Annotated in this window: 21 protein-coding genes and 1 tRNA gene; 6 read left to right on the top strand and 16 right to left on the bottom strand. The window is 62.0% G+C overall.

Going from position 1 to position 23626, the window contains the following annotated elements; all coding sequences use genetic code 11:
* Positions 1–14: 14 nt before the first annotated feature.
* Positions 15–485: a 30S ribosomal protein S7 gene (gene rpsG / locus G455_RS0112815; RefSeq protein WP_028094070.1), complete on the bottom strand. Its 471-nt coding sequence runs from the start codon at positions 483–485 to the stop codon at positions 15–17.
* Between the two features lie 12 nt (positions 486–497).
* Positions 498–869 (bottom strand): 30S ribosomal protein S12, encoded by a 372-nt coding sequence (rpsL, locus tag G455_RS0112810; protein WP_005621086.1) that lies wholly within the window; start codon positions 867–869, stop codon positions 498–500.
* Positions 870–1255: 386 nt separating this feature from the next.
* On the opposite strand from rpsL, the gene G455_RS24050 reads away from it, so the two are divergent.
* Positions 1256–2116 carry a putative rhamnosyl transferase gene (locus G455_RS24050; RefSeq protein WP_322786465.1) on the top strand — a complete coding sequence of 287 codons (861 nt, stop codon included), beginning with the start codon at positions 1256–1258 and terminating at the stop codon, positions 2114–2116.
* Here G455_RS24050 and G455_RS0112800 read toward each other — a convergent pair.
* The 12 genes from G455_RS0112800 to G455_RS0112745 all read right to left on the bottom strand — a co-directional run bounded on the left by G455_RS0112800 (position 2041) and on the right by G455_RS0112745 (position 18057).
* On the bottom strand, positions 2041–2940 hold the full coding sequence (locus G455_RS0112800; protein ID WP_308434088.1) for a DMT family transporter: 900 nt from the start codon (positions 2938–2940) through the stop codon (positions 2041–2043). The two genes, G455_RS24050 and G455_RS0112800, sit on opposite strands and share 76 nt — an antisense overlap.
* A gap of 15 nt (positions 2941–2955) precedes the next feature.
* On the bottom strand, positions 2956–3762 hold the full coding sequence (locus G455_RS0112795) for a glycosyltransferase (protein WP_028094068.1): 807 nt from the start codon (positions 3760–3762) through the stop codon (positions 2956–2958).
* A gap of 140 nt (positions 3763–3902) precedes the next feature.
* Positions 3903–8144 carry a DNA-directed RNA polymerase subunit beta' gene (gene rpoC / locus G455_RS0112790; RefSeq protein WP_028094067.1) on the bottom strand — a complete coding sequence of 1414 codons (4242 nt, stop codon included), beginning with the start codon at positions 8142–8144 and terminating at the stop codon, positions 3903–3905.
* A gap of 91 nt (positions 8145–8235) precedes the next feature.
* Positions 8236–12372 carry a DNA-directed RNA polymerase subunit beta gene (rpoB, locus tag G455_RS0112785; RefSeq protein WP_028094066.1) on the bottom strand — a complete coding sequence of 1379 codons (4137 nt, stop codon included), beginning with the start codon at positions 12370–12372 and terminating at the stop codon, positions 8236–8238.
* A 247-nt stretch (positions 12373–12619) separates the two neighbouring features.
* On the bottom strand, positions 12620–12994 hold the full coding sequence (gene rplL, locus G455_RS0112780) for a 50S ribosomal protein L7/L12 (protein ID WP_028094065.1): 375 nt from the start codon (positions 12992–12994) through the stop codon (positions 12620–12622).
* Between the two features lie 80 nt (positions 12995–13074).
* Positions 13075–13593: a 50S ribosomal protein L10 gene (rplJ, locus tag G455_RS0112775; RefSeq protein ID WP_028094064.1), complete on the bottom strand. Its 519-nt coding sequence runs from the start codon at positions 13591–13593 to the stop codon at positions 13075–13077.
* 318 nt (positions 13594–13911) lie between these two features.
* Positions 13912–14832, bottom strand: coding sequence for a glycosyltransferase family 2 protein (locus tag G455_RS0112770; protein ID WP_028094063.1), 921 nt, complete (start codon positions 14830–14832; stop codon positions 13912–13914).
* Positions 14833–15007: 175 nt separating this feature from the next.
* Complete coding sequence (rplA, locus tag G455_RS0112765) at positions 15008–15706, bottom strand: 50S ribosomal protein L1 (RefSeq protein WP_028094062.1); 699 nt, start codon at positions 15704–15706, stop codon at positions 15008–15010.
* Position 15707: 1 nt separating this feature from the next.
* Positions 15708–16133 (bottom strand): 50S ribosomal protein L11, encoded by a 426-nt coding sequence (gene rplK, locus G455_RS0112760; protein ID WP_028094061.1) that lies wholly within the window; start codon positions 16131–16133, stop codon positions 15708–15710.
* Positions 16134–16293: 160 nt separating this feature from the next.
* Positions 16294–16827 (bottom strand): transcription termination/antitermination protein NusG, encoded by a 534-nt coding sequence (gene nusG / locus G455_RS0112755; RefSeq protein WP_028094060.1) that lies wholly within the window; start codon positions 16825–16827, stop codon positions 16294–16296.
* Positions 16828–17044: 217 nt separating this feature from the next.
* The gene (secE, locus tag G455_RS0112750) at positions 17045–17242 is read right to left on the bottom strand and encodes a preprotein translocase subunit SecE (RefSeq protein ID WP_028094059.1); all 198 of its coding nucleotides are present in this window, start codon (positions 17240–17242) and stop codon (positions 17045–17047) included.
* 107 nt (positions 17243–17349) lie between these two features.
* On the bottom strand, positions 17350–18057 hold the full coding sequence (locus G455_RS0112745; protein WP_051312467.1) for an isochorismatase family cysteine hydrolase: 708 nt from the start codon (positions 18055–18057) through the stop codon (positions 17350–17352).
* Positions 18058–18193: 136 nt separating this feature from the next.
* On the opposite strand from G455_RS0112745, the gene G455_RS24045 reads away from it, so the two are divergent.
* From G455_RS24045 to G455_RS0112725, 4 genes are all read left to right on the top strand, one after another.
* Complete coding sequence (locus G455_RS24045; protein ID WP_035366718.1) at positions 18194–19201, top strand: ABC transporter substrate-binding protein; 1008 nt, start codon at positions 18194–18196, stop codon at positions 19199–19201.
* Positions 19198–20007: an ABC transporter ATP-binding protein gene (locus G455_RS0112735; RefSeq protein ID WP_028094057.1), complete on the top strand. Its 810-nt coding sequence runs from the start codon at positions 19198–19200 to the stop codon at positions 20005–20007. The genes G455_RS24045 and G455_RS0112735 overlap by 4 nt, the downstream gene beginning before the upstream one ends.
* Complete coding sequence (locus G455_RS0112730) at positions 20000–20809, top strand: ABC transporter permease (protein WP_028094056.1); 810 nt, start codon at positions 20000–20002, stop codon at positions 20807–20809. Before G455_RS0112735 ends, G455_RS0112730 begins: the two co-directional genes overlap by 8 nt.
* Positions 20810–20879: 70 nt before the next feature.
* Positions 20880–21623 (top strand): sulfite exporter TauE/SafE family protein, encoded by a 744-nt coding sequence (locus G455_RS0112725; RefSeq protein ID WP_205620473.1) that lies wholly within the window; start codon positions 20880–20882, stop codon positions 21621–21623.
* Here the strand turns inward: G455_RS0112725 and G455_RS0112720 are convergent.
* Together G455_RS0112720 and G455_RS0112715 are read right to left on the bottom strand one after the other, a co-directional pair.
* Positions 21600–22295, bottom strand: a complete 696-nt coding sequence (locus G455_RS0112720; protein WP_035366717.1) for a GntR family transcriptional regulator — start codon at positions 22293–22295, stop codon at positions 21600–21602. The two genes, G455_RS0112725 and G455_RS0112720, sit on opposite strands and share 24 nt — an antisense overlap.
* Positions 22296–22607: 312 nt before the next feature.
* A tRNA-Trp gene (locus tag G455_RS0112715) sits at positions 22608–22683 on the bottom strand.
* 134 nt (positions 22684–22817) lie between these two features.
* Here G455_RS0112715 and G455_RS0112710 point away from each other — a divergent pair.
* On the top strand, positions 22818–23534 hold the full coding sequence (locus G455_RS0112710; RefSeq protein WP_028094053.1) for a lysophospholipid acyltransferase family protein: 717 nt from the start codon (positions 22818–22820) through the stop codon (positions 23532–23534).
* The last annotated feature ends 92 nt before the right edge of the window (positions 23535–23626 follow it).

Genomic DNA, 23626 nt, shown 5'->3' with positions numbered 1-23626 from the left:
AAGGGCGCTCCTACTTACCAGCGATAATGGCTGAAGGCTTTGTTCGCCTCGGCCATCTTGTGGGTGTCTTCGCGTTTCTTCACGGCAGTACCGCGCGACTGGACTGCGTCCAGAAGCTCACCAGCCAACCGCTCTTCCATGGTGTTCTCGTTGCGATTGCGGCTCGCAGTGATCAGCCAGCGAATGGCCAGGGCTTCGCGACGCTCGGGGCGCACTTCGACCGGCACCTGATAGGTGGCACCACCAACCCGACGCGAACGAACTTCGACGGAGGGTTTGATGTTGTCCAGCGCTTCGTGGAACACTTCCACGGGCGCGCGTTTGATCTTGCCTTCAACGCGATCCAGCGCGTTGTAGACGATCCGTTCTGCGACCGACTTCTTGCCGTCGATCATCAGGTTGTTCATGAATTTGGTCAGCACGCGATCGCCATATTTGGCGTCGGGCAGGACTTCGCGCTTCTCGGCAGCGTGACGACGGGACATCTCGCTCTCTCCTTACTTGGGACGCTTCGCGCCGTATTTCGAGCGGCGCTGCTTACGGTCTTTGACGCCCTGGGTATCCAGAACACCGCGAAGGATGTGGTAACGGACACCCGGAAGGTCCTTTACCCGGCCGCCGCGGATCAGGACCACCGAGTGCTCCTGAAGGTTGTGGCTTTCACCGGGGATATAGCTGATGACTTCGAAGCCATTGGTCAGACGGACCTTGGCAACCTTCCGCATAGCGGAGTTCGGTTTCTTCGGAGTCGTGGTGTAAACCCGGGTGCAGACGCCGCGTTTCTGCGGGCACTGTTCCAGGTGCATGGATTTCGAGCGTTTAACTTTCGGCTGCCGCGGCTTGCGGATCAGCTGTTGGATCGTTGGCATTCCGGTTCTTTCCCCGTTTCGCAACACATGTGTCTATGCACGCATGTGCGTGCGGTTCCAATCTCGTGCGCCATACGCGTCCGCAAGCGCAAAAACCGCAATCGTTCCCATTCCGAGGTGAACGACGCGGTGGGTTATCAGAGGATCGGGGCTGCAAAATTGCCCGGATCTTGACCACTACAATATGAAATCGGCGGTTGGGGCGCCCCCCGGGTGCCGAGATAGCGCGGCGTATAGGCGGAGTCGCCCCCGCTGTCAACACCAGTGGCCCCGGCAGGCCTGCCAGCAAAGGGCGGGACCGGGGCCGGCTGCGCCGCTTGTCATCTATCCTCTCCGCTGCGAAGGTGCAACGGGGCGCGCCCGGATCGTGCGCTCCGAAGGGAGCGATGCGCATGCAGGTCATCGGGATTTGCCGGTTTTCCTATCTCGGTCATGGCGGCTTTCAGGTCGAACATGACACGCTCGAAGATCGCGCCGCCTATCTTTATGCCCCCGAGCGGATGGAGGAACGGTTCCGCACCTTCGAAGCCCTCACCCTGCCCCCGCTGCGGGCGCAGACCGATCCCGATTTCACCTTTCTCGTGGTGACCGGCGACAGCCTGCCCGCCACCTACATGACCCGCCTTCAGGCCCTGTTGGCCGACCTGCCCCAGGCGGTGATCCAGACCCATCCGCCGGGTCTGCACCGGCAGGTGATGCAGGCGGCAATCAATTCGGTCCGTCGCGCCGAAAAGCAACCCTGTCTGCAATTCCGCATGGACGACGACGACGCCGTTGCCCGCGTCTATGTCGAACGGCTGCGGGCCGCAGCCGAGGATCTGCGCAAGCTCAGTCGAAAACACCGCCATATCGCGATCGACTTCAACCAGGGCTATGTCGTCCGCCCCGGCCCCGATGGCCTGGCTGCGACCGCCACCCAACGGCCGTTCACGACCGCCGCGCTCGCGGTCATGTTCAAACCCTCAGTCAAGTTGAGCGTGATGAATTTCGCCCATGAGAAGCTGCCGCAAATGATGCCCGCCATCAGTTTCACCGGCGAGGACATGCTGCTGCGCGGCCATAACGATTACAACGATTCCCGGCAGAAGCCCGGGATCAAGCCGATCACGCTGCGCCCCCTGGATGCCGGGGAAGAAGCGCATTTCCGCCAGACCTACAATATCGACGCGGATCAGGTGCGACGGATCTTTGCCGGCAGCGCCACACCGGGTTCCGCCCCGGCCTCGGCCAGCTTGCGGCTACGATAGAGCGTGAACAGCCCCGCCGCCGCGATGATCGCGGCGCCCAGCAGGGTCAGCGGCTGCGGCCAGTCTCCGAACACCAGCCAGCCCAGCAGCAGCGCCCAAAGCAGGCCGGTATAGCGAAACGGCGACACGAAAGAGACCTCTCCCACCCGCATCACCATAACGCTGAGCAGATACCCCAGCATCACGAAGACGCCAGAGCCGCCGATCAACGCCAGGCTGGTCCGATCCATCGGCGCCCAGTCGACCCAGATCGCCGCCAGCCCCGCCGCGACAAAGACGGACAACGCCGACAGCACGGTGACCGTCATGCTGGACACGCCCGGCGACATCCGCCGCGTCGCCAGGTCGCGCAGCGTGACGCAGCCCACCGATGCCAGCGCATAGCCCGCGTCCGGACTGAACCCCTCCGGCCCCGGGCGCACGATCAGCAACATGCCGACGAACCCGATCCCGATCGCCAGCAACCGCCGCCACCCGACATATTCACCGAACACCAGGGCCGCGCCCAGCGTCATAGTCAACGGCAGCATCTGCAACACCGCCGTCACATTGGCCAGCGGCATGTTCATCAATGCGGTCAGATAGAAATAGGCTGCCACGATCTCGGCCAGACAACGCAGCCCGATCAACCCGGCGTCGTGCCGGTTCATCCGCAGTCGGAACGCTCCCAGATACAGAGCCAGAAGATAAAGCAGCAGCGTGCTGACCGCGCCGCGCAATGTCAGCACCTGCAACAGCGGCATCATGCCATGCGTCGCCTTGATACAGGTGTCGTTCACAGTGAAAGCCACCATGCTGCCCATCATCAGCAGCGCGCCGCGCATATTCGGGCTCATGGCTCAGAGCGCTCGCAGATCACCGAGGGTCATACCGAAGTGGCGGTCGAGCGCGCGAGCGATCCCGGCCTCGTCCATCTTGTGGGTCAGCCCCATCTGCGCCGGGTTAGACTTGTTGTCACCGTGGATGGTTCGAATGAAGGCCGGCACCGAGATATCGCTGAAGGTGTTGAAATGCTGCGCCAGCTTGCGATGGTTGAACCGATAGGGGTTCATCCCGCTGCCCGCCGGCGCCACAAGCGCGGTGCCCGTCGACAATGGTGCCCGTTCGCAGGCATCGAAAATCTCGGTCTCGTCACCGGTAGAGCGAACGTAGAATCCGCGATTATAGGCAATGATGAAAGGGGTCTTCGGCCCCTGCATCTTCAGCAGCGCATGGGCGAATTTCTTGGTCCGCCTGACGAAATCCCTGTCCACCCCGTCATCGTCATCGAGCCGGAACAGGATGCGATGGCTGATCCCCTCCCTCCCGACCGAATTATACCCCTTCTGCAACAGCTTATAGTGGTTGTCGGTCCCCACCGGCAGGCAATGGATATGGGGCAGAGGTTCGACCAGATCCAGCAGCCGTTCGAGATAGACCGGCGGCATCGATTCGGCTGTCAGCACCACCATGTCGAAATCAGGATCGGACTGATGCACCAGCGATGGGAGGCACAGCTTTTCGAACAGGCGAAAGCGCAGCTCCATCCGTTCGGGTGAGAAGATATGCGCCGCAGTCTCCTCCAGCGTCTTGAAGCGTTCGGAGTAGTAGGTCGGCGTCAGCACCGAAAACCGGACCAACCCCACTGTCTTGACCTTCAGGTCCATCAGCTTTCACCCTTCTTGCCCGGAAGCCAGAAGACACCGCCGGCGGCCGGAAAGGAAGGGCAATTTCCGATCGGAGAAAAGAAGACCCCCGCGGCAGCACCGCGGGGGTCGAAAGCTTCAGTCGAAAAGACGATCAGAGATCAATCGCGGCTTTCCGGCGTGTCCACCAGAGTGTCGAAAGCATCACCGCCGATGATGTCGTCGGCCACCGGCGCGGCAAGTGCCGCTGCGGCTTCGGCCTCTTCCCGGCGGGCTTCGATCACCACGTTGTCACGCGACTGCGCAACCTGGCGAACCCGCTGGGTGGCACCACCGGTCCCGGCGGGGATCAGACGGCCGACGATCACGTTCTCTTTCAGGCCCACCAGCTTGTCGCGCTTGCCCTGCACCGAGGCTTCGGTAAGCACGCGGGTGGTCTCCTGGAACGAAGCCGCCGAGATGAAGCTGCGGGTCTGCAGCGACGCCTTGGTGATCCCCAAGAGGATCGGCTCGCCCTGCGCCGGGCGACCGCCCTTGGCAATGGCTTTCTCGTTGGCCTGATCGAACTCCTGCTTGTCGACGTGTTCGCCCTTGAGCAGCGTGGTATCGCCGCTTTCCGAGATCTCCCACTTCTGCAGCATCTGGCGAACGATCACCTCGATGTGCTTGTCGTTGATCTTCACGCCCTGCAGTCGATAGACGTCCTGCACCTCGTCGATCATGTAGTTCGCCAGCGCCTCGACCCCCATGATGGAGAGGATGTCGTGCGGCGCCGGGTTGCCGTCCATGATGTAATCGCCCTTCTGCACGAAGTCGCCTTCCTGCACCGGGATGTGCTTGCCCTTCGGCACCATGTATTCCACGGGCTCCAGGCTTTCGTCTGCCGGCTCGATCGAGATGCGACGCTTGTTCTTGTAGTCGCGACCGAAGCGGACATAGCCGTCGATCTCGGCGATGATGGCGTGATCCTTCGGACGACGGGCTTCGAAAAGCTCAGCCACACGCGGCAGACCACCGGTGATGTCCTTGGTTTTCGCACCTTCGCGCGGGATACGCGCAACAACGTCACCGGCCTGAACCTCCTGACCGTCCTCGGTCGACAGAATCGCGTCCACCGACATCGGATAGGTCACCGGATTCCCGGCATCGTTGCGCACCGGCTCGCCATCGGCATCGACCAGGATGATTTCCGGCTTCAGCTCGTTGCCCTTCGGCGCGGTCCGCCAGTCGATCACGATCTTCTGGGTCATGCCGGTGGCTTCGTCGGTTTCCTCACGCACGGCCACACCAGAGGTCAGGTCTACGAATTTCGCCGTACCGGATTTCTCGGCGATGATCGGCAGGGTGTAGGGGTCCCATTCGAACAGCTTGTCGCCGCGACCGACCTGATCGCCCTGCTTGACGAACAGCTTGGTGCCATAGCCCAGCTTGAAGCTGGCCCGTTCGGCGCCGGTCTCATCCTGGATCAGCAGCTTCATGTTCCGGCCCATGACGAGCATCTCGCCATTGGCGTTTTCCAGAAGCTGCGGGTTTTCGAAGACGATGACGCCTTCCTGCCCGGCTTCCTGGAACGACTGCTGACCACCCTGGGCAACGCCGCCGATGTGGAAGGTCCGCATCGTCAGCTGGGTGCCGGGTTCGCCGATCGACTGGGCCGCGATGATGCCCACGGCTTCGCCCTGGTTCACCAGCGTCCCACGCGCCAGGTCGCGACCATAGCACATGGCGCAGACGCCTTCCTCGGCCTCACAGGTCAGCGGGCTGCGGATACGGGCGCTCTGGACGCCGGCCTCTTCGAGACCGTCCGCCATACGCTCGTCAATCAGTTGACCGGCTGCGACAAGCACCTCATCGGTGCCCGGGCGCAAGATGTCGTCGGCCGCGACGCGACCCAGAATCCGCTCGGCCAGCGAGGCAACCACCTCACCGTCGTTGACCGCCGGTTCGACAGTGATGGCGTTTTCGGTGCCGCAATCATGCGACCGCACGATGCAGTCCTGCGCCACGTCGACCAGACGGCGGGTCAGGTAACCCGAGTTCGCCGTCTTCAGAGCGGTATCCGACAGACCCTTCCGCGCGCCGTGGGTGGAGTTGAAGTACTCCAACACGGTCAGGCCTTCCTTAAAGTTCGAGATGATCGGCGTCTCGATGATGTCGCCGTTCGGCTTGGCCATCAGGCCGCGCATCCCGCCGAGCTGTTTCATCTGCGTGACCGAGCCCCGCGCCCCGGAGTGCGCCATCATGTAGACCGAGTTCGGTTCCATGTCGGCGCCGTTCTCGTCCTTCTTGCTGGCCGAGATCGAGTCCATCATGGCTTCGGTGACGCGGTCGTTACACTTCGACCAGGCATCGACAACCTTGTTGTACTTTTCGCCCTGGGTGATCAGGCCGTCCATGTACTGTTGTTCGAAGTCCTTCACCTGGTCGCGGGTCTCTTCGACGATGTCCCACTTGTTGTCCGGGATCACCATGTCGTCCTTGCCGAAGGAGATGCCTGCCTTGAAGGCCTCCTTGAAGCCGAGCGACATGATCTGGTCACAGAAGATGACCGACTCTTTCTGACCGCAATAGCGATAGACGGTGTCGATGACCTGCTGCACCTCTTTCTTCCGCAGCAGACGGTTGACCAGTTCGAAAGGCGCTTTGGCATTCAGCGGCAGCAGCCCACCCAGCCGCACGCGGCCCGGGGTGGTCTCATAGCGCTTCTGAACCTCGTTGCCCTCTTCGTCGATCTGGGTGATGCGCGCGATGATCTTGGTGTGCAGATGCACCTCGCCCGCGTCCAGCGCGTGCTGGACCTCATCCATGTTGCCGAAGACCTTGCCTTCGCCAACCATACCGTCGCGCTGCATGGTCACATAGTAGAGACCAAGGATCATATCCTGCGACGGAACGATGATCGGCGCGCCGTTGGCGGGCGACAGAACGTTGTTGGTCGACATCATCAGGACGCGCGCTTCGAGCTGGGCCTCAAGGCTCAGCGGCACGTGCACGGCCATCTGGTCACCGTCAAAGTCGGCGTTGAAGGCCGAACAGACCAGCGGGTGAAGCTGGATCGCCTTGCCTTCGATCAGCGTGGGTTCGAACGCCTGGATACCCAGACGGTGCAGCGTCGGCGCGCGGTTCAGGAACACCGGGTGTTCGCGGATCACCTCGTCGAGGATATCCCAGACTTCCGGCCGTTCCTTTTCAACCAGCTTCTTCGCCTGTTTCACGGTCGAAGACAGACCCTTGGCCTCAAGCCGCGAATAGATGAACGGCTTGAACAGTTCGAGCGCCATTTTCTTCGGCAGGCCGCACTGATGCAGCTTCAGCTCCGGACCGGTCACAATGACCGAACGACCGGAGAAGTCGACGCGTTTACCCAGAAGGTTCTGACGGAAACGACCCTGTTTCCCCTTCAGCATGTCGGAGAGCGACTTCAGCGGGCGTTTGTTGGCGCCGGTGATGACGCGGCCGCGACGGCCGTTGTCGAACAGGGCATCGACGGATTCCTGCAGCATCCGTTTTTCGTTGCGGACGATGATATCAGGCGCGCGCAGCTCGATCAGCCGTTTCAGACGGTTGTTCCGGTTGATCACACGGCGGTACAGGTCGTTCAGGTCCGAGGTCGCGAAGCGGCCACCGTCCAGCGGCACCAGCGGACGCAGTTCCGGCGGAATGACCGGGATCACGGTCATCACCATCCACTCCGGACGGTTGCCCGACTCCAGGAAGGATTCGACGACTTTCAGACGCTTGATGATCTTCTTCGGCTTCAGCTCGCCCGTGGCTTCGGCCAGATCTGCGCGCAGCTGCTCGGCCTCGGCTTCGAGGTCGATGTTCTGCAGCATCTCACGGATCGCTTCGGCACCGATGTTCGCCGTGAAGGCGTCCATGCCATAGGCGTCCTGCGCATCCATGTATTCTTCTTCGGTCAGCATCTGGCCATAGGTCAGATCTGTCAGACCGGGTTCGATCACCACGTAGTTCTCGAAATAGAGCACACGTTCCAGATCGCGCAGCGTCATGTCCAGCATCAGGCCGATGCGGGACGGCAGCGATTTCAGGAACCAGATGTGGGCGACAGGGGCGGCCAGCTCGATATGGCCCATCCGTTCGCGGCGGACCTTTTGCAGCGTGACTTCCACACCGCATTTCTCGCAGACGACGCCGCGATACTTCATCCGCTTGTACTTGCCGCACAGGCACTCATAGTCCTTGATCGGGCCGAAGATACGGGCACAGAACAGCCCGTCCCGCTCCGGCTTGAAGGTGCGGTAGTTGATGGTTTCCGGCTTCTTGATCTCACCATAGGACCACGAGAGGATCCGTTCCGGGCTGGCAAGAGAGACCTTGATTTCGTCAAAGACCTTCGGCGGGGTCAGCGGGTTGAACGGGTTGTTCGTCAGTTCCTGGTTCATTTTGATACCTCAAATTCGCGCGACGGGCAGGAATGGGGCGGCAAGTTTCTGTGAAGAAACTTGCCGAGATTTTTCGAAAAATCTTGAGCCCCTATTCCTCGCCTTCCGCGTCCAGGAGTTCCATGTTCAGGCCGAGGCCGCGGACTTCCTTCACGAGCACATTGAAGCTCTCGGGAACGCCCGCCTCGAAATTGTCCTCGCCCTTGACGATGCTCTCGTAGACCTTGGTCCGGCCGGCGACGTCGTCCGACTTCACCGTCAGCATTTCCTGCAGGGTATAGGCGGCACCATAGGCTTCCAGGGCCCAGACCTCCATTTCCCCGAAACGCTGGCCGCCGAACTGCGCCTTACCACCCAGCGGCTGCTGCGTGACCAGGCTGTACGGCCCGGTCGAACGTGCGTGGATCTTGTCGTCGACCAAGTGGTGCAGCTTGAGCAGATATTTCATGCCGACGGTCACCTTGCGGGCAAACTGCTCGCCGGTGCGGCCATCGTACAGGACCGACTGCGCCGAGGAGTTAAAGCCCGCGCGCTTCAGTGCGTCGTTGATATCCGCTTCTTTCGCCCCATCGAAGACCGGCGTCGCGATAGGCACACCACGGGTGACGTTCCCGGCCGCCTCGACCAGCGCATCCTCGCTCATGTCCTTGATGCCTTCTTCATAGACATCGTCGCCATAGGCGTAATGCATCGCTTCGCGCACCGGGGTCAGATCGCCGGTGCGGCGATAGTCCTGCAGCGCGTCGTCGATCTTCAGCCCCAGACCGCGTGCGGCCCAGCCCATATGGGTTTCGAGGATCTGACCGACGTTCATCCGCGACGGCACGCCGAGCGGGTTGAGGCAGAGATCCACCGGGGTCCCGTCAGCGAGGAACGGCATGTCCTCCATCGGAACCACGCGCGAGACCACACCCTTGTTCCCGTGACGGCCGGCCATCTTGTCGCCCGGCTGCAGCTTGCGCTTCACCGCGATGAAGACCTTGACCATCTTCATCACACCCGGCGGCAGGTCGTCGCCACGGCGGACCTTCTCGACCTTATCCTCGAAGCGGGCGTCGAGCGCGCGTTTCTGCGCCTCGTACTGCTCGTTCAGGGCCTCGACGATCTTGGCTTCGGCTTCTTCTTCCAGCGCCAGCTGCCACCATTGGCCTCGGCTCAGGCTGGCCAGAAGCTCCTCGGTGATCTCGGAACCGGCCTTGATGCCTTTCGGCCCCTTGGCGACGGTCTTGCCCAGGATCCGATCCTTCAGGCGCGCATAGATGTTGCGGTCGAGGATCACCAGCTCGTCGTCACGGTCGCGAGCCAGACGTTCGACTTCCTCGCGCTCGATCTGCAGGGCACGTTCGTCCTTTTCCACCCCGTGGCGGTTGAAGACGCGCACTTCGACGACAGTGCCGAAGTCGCCCGGCTTCACCCGCAGCGAGGTGTCGCGAACATCGGACGCCTTTTCACCGAAGATGGCGCGCAGCAGCTTTTCTTCCGGCGTCATCGGGCTTTCGCCCTTCGGTGTGATCTTACCGACCAGGATATCGCCCGGCTCCACATCGGCGCCGATATAGACGATGCCCGCTTCGTCGAGGTTGCGCAGGGCCTCCTCGCCGACGTTCGGAATGTCGCGGGTGATCTCTTCCGGCCCGAGTTTGGTATCACGGGCGGCGACTTCGAATTCCTCGATATGAACCGAGGTGAAGACGTCATCGCGCGAAATCCGCTCGGAGATCAGGATCGAGTCTTCGTAGTTGTACCCGTTCCACGGCATGAAGGCGACGAGGATGTTCTTGCCCAGGGCCAGTTCACCCATGTCGGTGGACGGACCGTCGGCGATCACTTCGCCCTTGGTCACGGTGTCGCCCACCTTCACCAGAGGCTTCTGGTTGATACAGGTGTTCTGGTTCGACCGTTGGAACTTGCGCAGACGATAGATATCCACGCCGGCATCGCCCAGCGACAGATCTTCCGTGGCGCGGATCACGATCCGCTGTGCATCGACCTGATCGATGATCCCGGCCCGCTTGGCCTGAATGGCAGCGCCGGAGTCGATGGCGACCTTGCCCTCGATCCCGGTGCCGACCAGCGGCGCCTCGGCCCGCAGCAGCGGAACCGCCTGACGTTGCATGTTCGCCCCCATCAGGGCGCGGTTGGCGTCGTCGTTTTCCAGGAACGGGATCAGCGATGCCCCGACCGACACCAGCTGTTTCGGCGACACGTCGATCAGATCGACGCTTTCGCGCGGTGCCAGGGTGTAGTCGCCCGACTGACGGGTCGAGACAAGATCGTTCAGGAAGTGGCCGGCCTCGTCCAGCGTCGCGTTGGCCTGAGCCACGGTGTGACGCATTTCCTCGGTCGCGGACATGTAGTGCACTTCGTCAGTGACCTGACCGTCTTTCACGACACGATAGGGGGTTTCGATGAAACCGTATTTGTTCACCCGGGCGAAGGTGGCCAGAGAGTTGATCAGACCGATGTTCGGGCCTTCCGGCGTCTCAATCGGGCACATCCGGCCATAGTGGGTCGGGTGGACGTCGCGCACCTCGAAGCCGGCGCGTTCGCGGGTCAGACCGCCCGGCCCAAGCGCCGAGAGACGCCGCTTGTGCGTCACTTCCGACAGCGGGTTGGTCTGGTCCATGAACTGCGACAGCTGCGAGGAGCCGAAGAATTCACGCACAGCCGCAGCCGCCGGTTTGGCGTTGATCAGATCCTGCGGCATCACCGTGTCGATTTCGACCGACGACATGCGCTCCTTGATCGCGCGTTCCATCCGCAGCAGACCGACGCGATACTGGTTTTCCATCAGCTCGCCGACCGAGCGGACCCGACGGTTGCCGAGGTGGTCGATGTCATCGACATCGCCCTTGCCGTCGCGCAGTTCGACCAGTGCCTTGATACAGGCGACGATGTCTTCACGACGCAGGGTGCGCAGGGTGTCCGGCGCATCCAGGTTCAGACGCATGTTCATCTTCACCCGGCCCACAGCCGACAGGTCATAACGTTCGCTGTCGAAGAACAGGGTGTCGAACAGCGCCGAGGCGGCCTCGACGGTGGGCGGCTCCCCCGGGCGCATGACGCGATAGATGTCCATGAGCGCGGTTTCCCGGTTCACGTTCTTGTCCATCGCCATGGTGTTGCGGATGTAGGGGCCGACATTGATGTTGTCGATGTCGAGCACCGGAATATCGGTGATGCCGGCGTCCAGCAGCTCCTTCAGGGTGCCGCCAGAGATTTCGCCGTCCTTGTCGTATTCCAGCGTCAGCTCGTCACCGGCCTCGACATAGATCGCACCGGTATCCTCGTTGATGATGTCCTTGGCGACGAACTTGCCGACGATATGGGTGAAGGGCACCAGAAGGTCCTTCACGGTGCCTTCTTCGATCAGCTTCTTCACCGCGCGCGGAGTGACCTTCTTGGTCGCCTCGGCGATGATCTCGCCGGTGGCGGCATCCACCAGGTCATAGGTCGGACGGGTGCCGCGCACGCGCTCGGGGAAGAACGGCGTGACCCATCCCTGACCACGACGCAGGCTGTAGGTGACGGTTTCGTAGTAGGCATCCATGATGCCTTCCTGATCCAGCCCCAGCGCATAGAGCAGCGTCGTCACCGGCAGTTTGCGGCGGCGGTCGATGCGCGAATAGACGATGTCCTTGGCGTCGAATTCGAAATCGAGCCAGGAGCCGCGGTAGGGAATGATCCGGCAGGCGAAGAGCAGCTTGCCCGAGCTGTGCGTCTTGCCCTTGTCGTGATCGAAGAACACGCCCGGCGACCGGTGCATCTGAGAGACGATAACCCGTTCGGTACCGTTGACGACAAAGGTGCCGTTTTGCGTCATCAGGGGCATGTCGCCCATGAAGACATCCTGTTCCTTGATATCCTTGACCGATTTGGCGCCGGTATCCTCGTCGACATCGAAAACGATCAGACGCAGCGTCACCTTCAGCGGCGCGCTATAGGTGATATCGCGCTGCTGGCATTCTTCGACATCGTATTTCGGCTTTTCCAGCTCGTATTTCACGAACTCGAGAACCGCCGTTTCGTTGAAATCTTTGATTGGGAAAACCGATTGGAACACGCCCATGATGCCTTCGCCGTCTTGCGGCTCGGGCTGGTCGCCGGATTTCAGGAAAAGGTCATAGGACGACTTCTGAACCTCGATGAGGTTCGGCATCTCCAGCACTTCGCGGATTTTGCCGTAATATTTACGAAGACGTTTCTGGCCAAGGAAGGTTTGCGCCATGTCAGTGGTCACCTTTCATGTCTCACTGGTCAAGACGACCGCCGGGCTCCGGCCGCTTGCCCATCCGAGAGTGCGTGTCTGGATCAATTCACGATCGCCGTCCCGACTGGCGACCTTCCCGATCCTTGAATCACGCCTTAGGAAAAACCCCGAACGAGGCCCTTTCTAAGACAGATTCGGCTGGACCCGGGTTTCCCGGGTCCAGCCCCAACTTGCAACGGCACGCAGGGCGCACCGTGTATGGCAATTAGGCCACTTCGACTTCGGCGCCAGCTGCTTCCAGCTTGGCTTTGATGTCTTCGGCTTCGGCCTTTTCGATGCCTTCTTTGATCTTGCCGCCGGCTTCGACCAGTTCCTTGGCTTCTTTCAGGCCAAGACCGGTGATGCCGCGAACTTCTTTGATCACGTTGATTTTCGAAGCGCCGGCATTCTTCAGAATGACGTCGAATTCGGTTTTTTCTTCTTCGGCAGCACCGCCGGCATCTGCCGGGCCAGCGACCATCACAGCACCGCCGGCGGCGGGCTCGATGCCGTATTCGTCTTTCAGGATGGTTTTCAGTTCCTGGGCTTCCAGCAGGGTCAGACCGACGATCTCTTCTGCCAGTTTCTTCAGATCAGCCATTTTTCAGCTCTTTCCGTTTAGATGTGTGTTCCAACGTGAGGGGTTCAACCCTACGCCGGTCAGTACAGGTCGCGTACCGCTTACGCGGCTTCCGCCCTCTCTTCGATGGTCGAAAGGATGCTTGCGATGTTGCTTGCAGGTGCGCCAATTGCCCCGGCGATGTTGGAAGCGGGTGCGCCGATGCAGCCGACGATGGAAGCAATGAGCTCCTCGCGCGACGGCATTTTCGACACGGCCTCAACACCAGCCCGATCAAGAGCGGTCTCACCCATTGCACCGCCAAGGATTTCGAACTTTTTGTTCTCCTTGGCGAAGTCCTCGGCAACCTTGGCCGCAGCCACGGGATCCTCGGAATAGGTCAGAACGGTCATGCCGGTCAGCAGGTCTGCCATGCTTTCACAGGGCTTACCCTCAAGGGCGATTTTGGCGAGCCTGTTCTTGGCAACACGCACGGACCCACCCACTTCGCGTGCACGCGCGCGCAGGTCCTGCATCTCGGCAACTGTCAGACCGGTGTAGTGGGCAACCACCACAACGCCAGAGCTTTCGAAGATTTGGCCGAGTTCCTCGACCACTTTCTCTTTCTGGGCTCTATCCACAGTTCTCTCCAAGTTTGGGACGCTTACCCGCGCCCCGGCTCAAGTTTGCCGGACATAGTCCGGCGTTCAGGTCCGAAATACGGGTTGGCCAAAAAATCACCCGAAGGCATAGCCCCCGGCTAATCTGGTCTTTCCCGTCTCAGGCAGGATATTAAGGCGCCGAAGGCCCCACCCGCCGTCTTGGACGAAACGAAATAAAGCGCCCGACGAATCGCGCGCTTTACCTCAGCACCCTAACTAGGTCGAAACGCACCGGTTTCCAAGGGGTAAAATGCACACCCGCTCAATAGAGCCCTGCGCCCGGCAACCGCCCGGAGTTCACCCCGGATAGTCCGCGCCGAACGTTGCCCGCGCCGGCGCATCCAGATCGACAGCCAACTCAAGCCGGGCGCCCTCTGCCGCCAGCCGCGCCAGGGCCGCATCGTCCATCTTGTGCATCGCATCGTAAAGATCGCGCAACCGCGCCTCCGACTCCGCCCCCGCCATGATCCCGGCGATCCGCTCGGTCAACGGCGTGGTAAATCCGCGCGATCCCGATCGCCAACCCAGCTTTCGGCGCCAGGCCTCGAAGTCCTGTCCGATCATGTGCAAAAGAAAGGCGCGCGCCTCGCGACCGACCTCCCGTTCACTCACCCGCGCCCCGTCCGGACGCTCGACCCAATGCTGGCGCACGCGCACCTCGCCAAGACCGGTCCGCGTTGCCGATTTGCCCTGCGGATGACCGATCAGCCCCATGCGGCGCGGCCCGAACAGAGACGCATCGCCTTGATAGACCCGCTTTGCCGCCGGTCGCTCCATCGGCAGACGGAATTGCAGCGCCGGCTTTGGCGAAACCGGCGTGACAACCTCGGCCGTCACCACCCGCATTGCCTCAACCCCATCGGGGCAGCCCGCCAGCAATTCGGCAATCGAGCGCCCTTCGATATAGAGAAACTCATCGGCATCGACGTTCAGAAACCACGGCTCTGCAGTGCGGCCATAGGCCCAGGTCAGCGCCGCATTCTGCCGCTTGGGAAAATTGGCGTCCGGCGCCATGCCGAGGTCGCGCCAGAAACCCGCGGTGCAACCGATACAATCTATCTTCGGGTGGGCCGCCAGAACATCCATCGCCGGATCCCGCGGATCGTCGAACATCAGCAGCAGAGAGCTCGCCCCCTCGGCCAGATACCAGGCCGCGAAGCGCATCGTATCGGACAGGCTCTCGTTCAGGATCGCGGCGACCCGCCATTCCCCACTCATACACTCACATCTCTCATCCAGCAGGCCCGACTGCCGGGGCCCTCCCGTCGATCTAGCCAAGATCGGCAAAGCGGTCAAACCGCTGCACCACCCCGGACCCGCCCCCCAAAGAAAACGGGCGGCCCAAATCAGGGCCGCCCGTCCGAAATGTCAATTTGCGCGAATGCGCCCGGCTTTATTCGCCGGCAGCGGTCGCCACATCAAGCGAAACGCCCGGGCCCATGGTCGAGCTCAGCGAGATCTTCTTGATGTAGGTGCCTTTGGCACCGGCCGGCTTGGCACGCGACACTGCGCCGATGAAGGCGCGAATGTTTTCTTCCAGCTTGGCGTTATCGAAGGAGACCTTACCGACACCGGCGTGGATGACACCGGCTTTTTCGACCTTGAACTGGACTTCACCGCCCTTGGCGTTCTGCACAGCCTGAGCGACATCCATGGTCACGGTACCGACCTTGGGGTTCGGCATCAGGTTGCGCGGGCCGAGGATCTTACCCAGACGGCCGACGATCGGCATCATGTCCGGGGTCGCGATGCAGCGATCGAATTCGATGGTGCCGCCCTGGATGGTCTCCATCAGGTCTTCGGCGCCAACGATGTCTGCACCTGCTGCGGTAGCCTCATCAGCCTTCGGGCCACGAGCGAAGACGGCGACACGCACGTCCTTGCCGGTGCCGTTCGGCAGACCGACAACGCCACGGACCATCTGATCGGCGTAACGCGGGTCAACACCCAGGTTCATTGCGATTTCGACGGTTTCATCGAATTTGGCCGATGCCGCGCCTTTGATCAGCGCAACAGCTTCCTCGATCGAGACTTCTTCCTTGCCAGCGAAGCTTTCGCGCGCGGCGCGGATACGTTTTCCGAGCTTTGCCATCTTACTTCACCTCAATGCCCATGGAGCGGGCAGAGCCCAGGATGATCTGCATTGCCGCCTCGACGTCGTTGGCGTTCAGATCCTTCATCTTGGCTTCGGCGATTTCCTTCACCTGCGCCACGGTCACCGAACCGGCAACAGCGCGACCCGGGGTCTTGGAACCCGATTGCAGCTTGGCAGCCTTTTTCAGGAAATAGGACGCCGGCGGCGTCTTGATGTCCATGGTGAAGGACTTGTCCTGATAGTAGCTGATCACGGTCGGGCACGGTGCGCCGGGCTCCATATCCGCAGTCTTGGCGTTGAACGCCTTGCAGAATTCCATGATGTTGATGCCGCGCTGACCCAGCGCCGGACCAACCGGCGGCGACGGGTTCGCCTGACCGGCTTTAACTTGCAGCTTGAGCTGCCCGATAAGTTTCTTGGCCATTGGCCATCTCCTTTTCTAGCACCCGCCGACGCGTCGACAGGCCAGGTTGCCCGTGGTGTGGTGAGACCGCGCGCGCTCTCCGCCCTCCACGATTTCGCCCCTCCGCCAACCGGCCATCCTCCTCAGCGAAGAGCGGCCGAAAGGCGCGATGAGCGACACGTCAGGCCTGTTTGGTGACCTGAGCGAATTCCAGTTCGACCGGCGTTTCCCGGCCAAAGATCGACACCGACACCTTCAGGCGCTGGTTGTCCTCGTCGACTTCCTCGATCATGCCATCGAAATCCTCGAACGGCCCGTCGTTGACTTTGACGCGCTCGCCCACTTCGAAGCTGATCAGGGTCCGCGGCGCTTCCTCACCTTCCTGAACGCGGTTGAGGATCTGATTGACCTCGGCATCGCGCATCGGCATCGGCCGCCCCTGCGGCCCAAGGAAACCGGTCACCCGGTTGATCGAGCTGATCAGGTGATAGCCCCGATCAGACATTTCCATATGGACCAGAACATAGCCCGGCATGAAGCGCCGCTCGGCCTTGACCTTCTTGCCCCGACGCACCTCGATCACCTCTTCGGTGGGCACCAGAACCTCGTCGATCTGATCTTCAAGCCCATTCTCGACCACAGAGGTCCTGATCTGCTCTGCGATCTTCTTTTCGAAGTTGGAAAGAACGCTGACCGAATACCACCGCTTCGCCATGAACCCTGATGTCCTTGTCCTGTCCGTCCCGACCGCACGCGGCAGACCGGGTATCTGCAATTCTCTAAGGCGGCTCACCCGCCAACCCCGGAATAAAAATCGGCGTGCGCCTCGAATCGCCGCACGCCATACCCCAAAGGTAGCCGCTCACCTACTAGGCAAAGGCCGAATGATCAAGGGGGCGGGAAGGATTTCCCATGAACCGGCCCGCCGCGCCTCAGCCGAAGAGGCTGAGGATACCATGCAGCCCACTGCGGATCCCCAGATCGACCAGGGCGAAGAAGGTCGCCGTCAACGCCGCCATCACGAATACCATCACCGTGGTCAGGAACACCTCGCGCCGGCTCGGCCAGACGACCTTGGCGATCTCCGAACGGACCTGCTGGATGAACTGAATCGGGTTGGTGAGAGCCATGAGCTGCGAATCCTGTCTGCCTGATAGGGGCACATAGCGGGACAAGGCGGCGATTTCAAGACGGATGGACGAGCCGCCGCCCCAAGGCCGGCCTGGGCCGCCCCCTCTCACCCGGCGGGATAACGGGCGACCAACTCCTCGGTCCCGGCGACATCCCCGAAGAACAGATAGAAGTTGATCAGCGCCGCCGCGTGTTCGTCATCCCGCAGGGTCGCATTGGCATCATGCACCATGGTCGTCCGGAAATTCCGCATCATCGCGTCGCGCGCAGTGGATTCGCAGCAGGCATTCGTCATCGTGCCCGCGACCAGCATCGCCGACACCCCGGCCGCCTTCAACTGCGCCTCGAGATCGCCCGCCCCCTGGATCATGCCGCTATAGCGGGTTTTCTCGATAATCAGATCCTCTGCCCGCACGTCGAGCCCGGGCCAGAGCTGCGATCCTTCGGCATCGCGCGCCAGCGCCTCGCAGCGCGCCTCGAACCGGTCCGGCAGCAGCAAGACCCGATGGAAGTGCTCGATCTCCGCGAGCGCCTCTTCGGTGAAGAGGGTACGAATCCAAACCACCTTGCCACCCGCGGCCCGCAATGCCGCCGCCAGCCGATTGATATTGTCCACGATAGCCCGTGCGCGCGGCACACTGGCCGGGCTTTCCGCCTCCATGAAGTAATTCTGCATATCGACGACGACCAGCGCGGTCTCAGCCGCCGGCACCTCCCGGTGCACCAGCGGTTGCCCTTGCCGGGCCACCACCCGGTCAATCGCCCATTGCGGCATGTCAAACGGATGTGGAGTGCTCACTTTTTCAGTTTCCATGGTTAGATTTCGCCTAAATTTCGATCATTTCATGTTTTTGGCGTTTTCCATTCACGCCTTCACGATTGTATACAATGAACAACATATCCTACCAGAAGGACACGTCAAACAATATCGCAGACACACAGGGACCAACATGAAACACGCGCGCAATCTGCTGCTTGCGGCCGGCCTCGCCTTCGGGTTGCTGCCCGCCGCCCCCGCCCCACTCCAGGCTCAGGACACCACTGAAATCGCCTTCATGGAGGTGATCCATTCTCTGTTCTATTCCCCGCTCTATGTCGCGATCGGGAACGGATATTTCGCCGAAGAGGGCATCAGTTTCGACCTGCTCGCCGGTCAGGGCAGCGACAAGGTGACCGCCGCCCTGCTGTCCGGCTCGGTCGATATCGCCCTCGCCGGCCCGGAGACCACGATTTACGTCGGCAACGGCCAATCGCCGGAAAAGATCCACATCTTCGCCGGGCTGACGGCCACCGACGGCTCTTTCCTGGTCGGGCGCGAAACCCCGGGCGAGGCTTTCGACTGGGCCACCCTGAAGGGCAAGAAAATCCTCGGCTGGCGCGAAGGCTCCGCCCCTGCAATCTTTCTGCGCAAGGCCCTGGAAAACGCCGGGCTGGACCCGGACAAGGATGTCGACATCATCACCAATGTGGCGATCCCGGCCCGCGGCGGCGCCTTCATGTCGGGGGTGGCAGACTACGGCACCTTCTTTGAACCCGACGTCACCAAGCTGGAAGAGACCGGCAAGCTGCACGCGCTGACCAATGTCGGCCAGGCGGTGGGGCAGATCGACTATACCGTCTTTATCGCGCGGGAATCCTATATTGCGGATCACCCCGAGATCGTCAGCGGCTTTACCCGCGCGATCGCCAAGGCCCAGGCCTGGCTGGACACCGCGACACCGGCGGAGGCCGCCACTGCGCTCGCCCCGTATTTTCCCGGCGTAAGCCCGGAGGAACTGGCCAGCAGCGTCGAACGCCATCGCGCCGCCGGTGTTTGGAAGTCCTCTCCCGCCGTCAGCCCGGAAGCCATTGATCGGCTGCAGGATCTGCTGATCGCCAACGGGCTTCTGCCCAATGACAACCGCCTGCCCTATGCGGCAGTCGTTGACCCCACGTTCTTCACAAAGGACCAACAATGACATCTGCGACCACCGGGCGGCACGACATCGTGCCGCCCAAGATCGAATTCCGGGACGTGAACCTGCACTATTTCTCGAAAGAGGGGGAAACCCACGCGCTGAAGGATATCAACTTTTCAGTCGCCAAAGGGGAATTCATCTCGATCGTCGGGCAGTCCGGCTGCGGCAAATCCACCCTGCTGTCGCTTCTGTCGGGACTTCTGGGCCCCAGCGCAGGGCAGGTGCTGATCGACGGCGCGCCGGTCAAGGGCCCGTCGCCGCAGGTCGGCTTCATGTTGCAACAGGACAGCTTGTTCGAATGGCGCACGATCCTCGAGAATGCGCTGCTCGGACCGGAAATTCGCGGCATGGACATGCAGGCCGCCCGCGAACGGGCAACCCGGATCCTGACCAACTACGGATTGGGGCAATTCCTGCACCACAAGCCGACCCAGCTTTCCGGCGGCATGCGCCAGCGCGCCGCGCTGGGGCGCACCATGTGCATGGAACCGGATATCCTGTTGCTGGACGAACCCTTCTCAGCGCTCGATTTCCAGACCCGGCTGGCGATTTCGGACGAGATCGGCACCATCATCCGGCGCGAAGGCAAGACCGCCGTCCTGGTCACCCATGACATCCCCGAGGCCATCGCCATGGCCGACCGCGTGATCGTGCTGAGCGCCCGCCCCGGCCGCATCCACAACATTCACGAAATCCACTTTCCCAGCGTCGGCCCAGAGCGCCCCAGCACCATGGCCTGCCGCGACGCGGAGGAATTCAAAGACTACTTTCACAAGGTGTGGACGGAGATGGACTCACATGTCTGATCAAGCCCCAGAAACCCCCGCCCCCAGCATCGCCTATCAGAACTGGCTGAAACGCCAGGGTATCGAACGACGCAAGATCCAGATCGGTCGGCTGCTGCTGCTGATCGGCTTCCTCGCCATCTGGGAAGTCGCGCCCCGCGCCGGGCTCGTCAATCCGATGCTCACCAGCTACCCCAGCGCGGTCTGGAGGGGCTTTTTCGAACTGGTGGCCCAGGGCAACCTGGCGATGCATATCGGCGTTACCCTGCTCGAGGTTCTGATCAGCTTTGCCATCGCCATGGCGCTCGGCACGCTGATCGCCGTCGTCCTGTGGCTGTCGCCGATGCTCGAACGCATCCTCGACCCGTTTCTTGTGGTGCTGAACGCGCTGCCGAAGATCGCCCTGGTCCCGATCTTCTATATCTGGCTTGGCCCGATGGGCTCGATCTATGCGGTGGCCATCGCGGTGGCGCTCTTCATCACCATCCTGATGCTGTACACAGGCTTCAGCCAGACCGACCCGAACAAGATCAAACTGGCGCGCACACTTGGCGCAACCCGACGGCAAATCCTCGGCAAGGTGGTGCTGCCCGGTAACCTCCATACCTTCATGGCAACGCTGAAGGCCAATGTCGGGCTCAGCCTGGTTGGGGTGATCGTCGGTGAATTCCAGGCCTCCAAGGCCGGGCTTGGCTATCTGATCGTCTACGGCAGCCAGATCTTCCGCATGGACATGGTAATGGCGGCCATCGTCATCCTCGGCCTGATCTCGGTGGCGATCTATCTGCTGATCCAGAGCACCGAACGACTGTTCCGACGCTGACCCGGCGGATCGCGGCGCTAGATGCCGCGATCCGGTTGAAAATTATGTATACAATAGACAAGAAATGCACATGATGACTGCTCTCGCCACCTGGCTGATCGACGGGCACTGGCTCTGGATCGGACTGATAATCTTCGCCGGCGCCTGCCTGCAGGGGCTAAGCGGCGTCGGCTTGGGCATGGTGGCCTCACCGGTACTGGCCGTCCTCAACCCTGAGCTGGTCCCCGGCCCCCTGCTGATGATTTCCTTCGTGCTGGCGGTCATGTCCGTCCTGCGCGAGCGTGGCGCGCTCGACACCGGCGGGCTGGGCTATGCCCTGGCGGGGCGACTGGTCGCCTCGATCCCAGCCGCACTGCTGATGGGAATGCTGCCGGTCCGGGCGCTAGCCATCGCCTTCTCCCTGACCATCCTGCTTGCCATTGCGGTCAGCCTGCTAAGGGTTCCGCTGCGGCCGCGACCGGGAACGCTGTTCGCCGCCGGCTGCCTCTCCGGCGTCATGGGCACCCTGACCTCGGTCGGTCTGCCGCCGATCGCGCTGGTCTACCAGTCAGTTCCCCCGGCACAATTGCGTGCCTCGATCGGCGGCTTTCTGGCCATCGGCACATTGATCTCGATCGGGGCGCTGAGCTGGGTCGGCCGCTTCGGCATGCATGAAATCGTTCTGGGTCTCGCAATGCTGGCGCCATTGCTGCTGGGCTTTTCCGTATCCGGGCGCCTGCACGCGCTGGTCTCGGCCCGCCGGATGCGCGGCATCGTGCTCGGGGTTTCGGCACTCAGCGCGATCGTACTGCTATTGCGTCAGCTCACCGTCTGATGCCAGACGCTCTCTGCGCGCGCGGGCCCGCTCCCCCGCGCGCAACACGTGATCCGTCGACAAGGCCGCGGCCTTGTCCTCGTCCGCATCGAGGATCGCGCGCAGAATATCGGCGTGCTCCTGCCAGGACTGCCCCTGCACCTCAGGATCCGCCATTGCGAAAACCAGCGAACTACGCAGGCGCAGCGTCGCCAGCATCTCGGCCAGGGTTTCGTTCTCCGACGCCCGCGACAGCGCCCTGTGGAAATCATCATTGAGCTGAGCCAGCGCCGAGGTTCGCTTGCCCGCCAGCGCCGCCTGCCCCTTTTCCAGGATCTTTCCCGCCTCGGCCAACAGCTTGGGATTACCCCGCCGCGCCGCCAGTCGGGCGTTATGCCCCTCAAGCACCGCGCGGATCTCGACCAGCTCACGCGCTTTCTCGACTTCCGGCACGCTGACATAGACCCCGCGTCGCGCGTTCACCTCGACCAGACCATCAGAGCTCAGCAGGCGAATCGCCTCCCGCACCGGGTTGCGTGACACCCCGAACTCCTCGGCCAGACGATCCTCGACAAGTCGGTCGCCCGGCTTGAAATCGCCGTTCTGAATCCGGCGACGCATCTCTTCATGGATTTGCAGAAATAGCGCATTATGCGCAGCCCCCAATCGCTGGGTCGTTTTTTTCGGGGCCATGATCCGTTCTCCGGTCAGCTACTCTGAGCCACTGTGTATACAATGTGCAAATCCAATGCATCCCGAAAAGCACCCCGCGGCGCCGGGGGCCACAGGGGCAGCTTGGCTCTACACCAGCGGCGATACGCTCAACGAACGGGCCCGGGCGGAGCGCAATCATGACCGAGCATTGATCAACGGGCGCGTCGCCATCGCACGCCCCTTTCGCCGACATGGCCGGAGACAGACATGACCGCAGGCCGGAACTGCTTTGACGCGCAGCCCACGACAGACCGCAATCGAAGCTGATAAAAACAAAGTCTGTTGGAAGGATGGCAGGGGCAGCAGGGTTCGAACCCGCGACCTACGGTTTTGGAGACCGTCGCTCTACCAGCTGAGCTATACCCCTAAGGCCGGGCCTTCCTCTATGACAGGCTGAGCCCGGACACAAGCAGAATCTCGGCACCCACGGGCATCAATCCATTGTCCCCCGCGCCGGTTCGGCTATGACAACCCCAAACAGGAAACGAAAGGATCCCACCCGTGAGCCTGCGGAAGAAGATCGCCGACAGCCAGATGTTTTCCCGGATCGTGACCGGGCTGTTCTCGGGCTATATCCGCTTCGCTTACGCCACCTCGCGCTGGCGCCGAGAGGGGTTCGAACAGATGGACGATGCCCTCCGCGCCGGAGAGCCGGTCATCTTCGTGGTCTGGCACCAGCGGCTTATGATGGCGCCCTTCATGTTCGACATCAGGCTCGGACCGATCTGCTCGCTGACCTCCTCTGCCCGCGCCGGCAGCATGGTGGGCAAGCTGCTGAACCGCTTCGGCTGGGAAAATATCTCCATGTCCAGCCACAAGCGCCATGTCGCGCTGTCGCGCGAGGTGCTGCGCCGGATGAAACAGGGCATCTCGGTCGGGATCGCCGCCGACGGCCCGCGCGGACCCGCGCGTATCAGCGCCACCGTGCCGCTGGTCTGGGCCCGCAGTTCGGGCAAACGGGTCTTTGCCGTCTCCTTCTCAGCCAACCGGGTGGTGGAATTCCCCACCTGGGACCGGATGTGGTTGCCGGCGCCATTCTCCCGCGGCGTGTTCCTCTGCGAGGAATGGGATGGAACCGTCCAGCGCCAGATCAGCGACGCCGAGCTTGAAATGCTGCGCCAGGATTTCGAAACTACGCTCGACCGGGTCACCGACTCCAGCGACAGCGCCACGGGCCGCACTCTCACGCCCCGCCCGGACAAAGCCCCCCGCAGCTGATCGGGGAGACCGCTCCGGCGCCTGCTGCCCCTCAACGCGAGAGCGCGCGTTGAGGGGAGGGGGCTGTCTGCCCCCTCTTGGCCCGATGGGCC

This window comes from Pseudodonghicola xiamenensis DSM 18339 (genome assembly GCF_000429365.1).
GTDB lineage: Bacteria > Pseudomonadota > Alphaproteobacteria > Rhodobacterales > Rhodobacteraceae > Pseudodonghicola > Pseudodonghicola xiamenensis.
The sequence above is the reverse complement of the archived record's forward strand: the minus strand, read 5'-3'. Positions and strand labels throughout refer to the sequence as shown.

Coding starts and splice junctions, on each gene's coding strand:
- G455_RS0112800 (WP_308434088.1), bottom strand. CDS start 2,940: ATGCGCGGCGCGCTGCTGATGATGGGCAGCATGGTGGCTTTCACTGTG.
- rpoB (WP_028094066.1), bottom strand. CDS start 12,372: ATGGCGCAAACCTTCCTTGGCCAGAAACGTCTTCGTAAATATTACGGC.
- secE (WP_028094059.1), bottom strand. CDS start 17,242: ATGGCTCTCACCAACCCGATTCAGTTCATCCAGCAGGTCCGTTCGGAG.
- rplA (WP_028094062.1), bottom strand. CDS start 15,706: ATGGCAAAGCTCGGAAAACGTATCCGCGCCGCGCGCGAAAGCTTCGCT.
- G455_RS0112720 (WP_035366717.1), bottom strand. CDS start 22,295: ATGGCCCCGAAAAAAACGACCCAGCGATTGGGGGCTGCGCATAATGCG.
- G455_RS0112745 (WP_051312467.1), bottom strand. CDS start 18,057: ATGGAAACTGAAAAAGTGAGCACTCCACATCCGTTTGACATGCCGCAA.
- G455_RS24045 (WP_035366718.1), top strand. CDS start 18,194: ATGAAACACGCGCGCAATCTGCTGCTTGCGGCCGGCCTCGCCTTCGGG.
- G455_RS0112795 (WP_028094068.1), bottom strand. CDS start 3,762: ATGGACCTGAAGGTCAAGACAGTGGGGTTGGTCCGGTTTTCGGTGCTG.
- rplK (WP_028094061.1), bottom strand. CDS start 16,133: ATGGCCAAGAAACTTATCGGGCAGCTCAAGCTGCAAGTTAAAGCCGGT.
- rpoC (WP_028094067.1), bottom strand. CDS start 8,144: ATGAACCAGGAACTGACGAACAACCCGTTCAACCCGCTGACCCCGCCG.
- G455_RS0112725 (WP_205620473.1), top strand. CDS start 20,880: ATGATGACTGCTCTCGCCACCTGGCTGATCGACGGGCACTGGCTCTGG.
- G455_RS0112770 (WP_028094063.1), bottom strand. CDS start 14,832: ATGAGTGGGGAATGGCGGGTCGCCGCGATCCTGAACGAGAGCCTGTCC.
- rpsG (WP_028094070.1), bottom strand. CDS start 485: ATGTCCCGTCGTCACGCTGCCGAGAAGCGCGAAGTCCTGCCCGACGCC.
- G455_RS0112735 (WP_028094057.1), top strand. CDS start 19,198: ATGACATCTGCGACCACCGGGCGGCACGACATCGTGCCGCCCAAGATC.
- rpsL (WP_005621086.1), bottom strand. CDS start 869: ATGCCAACGATCCAACAGCTGATCCGCAAGCCGCGGCAGCCGAAAGTT.
- G455_RS24050 (WP_322786465.1), top strand. CDS start 1,256: ATGCGCATGCAGGTCATCGGGATTTGCCGGTTTTCCTATCTCGGTCAT.
- rplL (WP_028094065.1), bottom strand. CDS start 12,994: ATGGCTGATCTGAAGAAACTGGCAGAAGAGATCGTCGGTCTGACCCTG.
- G455_RS0112730 (WP_028094056.1), top strand. CDS start 20,000: ATGTCTGATCAAGCCCCAGAAACCCCCGCCCCCAGCATCGCCTATCAG.
- nusG (WP_028094060.1), bottom strand. CDS start 16,827: ATGGCGAAGCGGTGGTATTCGGTCAGCGTTCTTTCCAACTTCGAAAAG.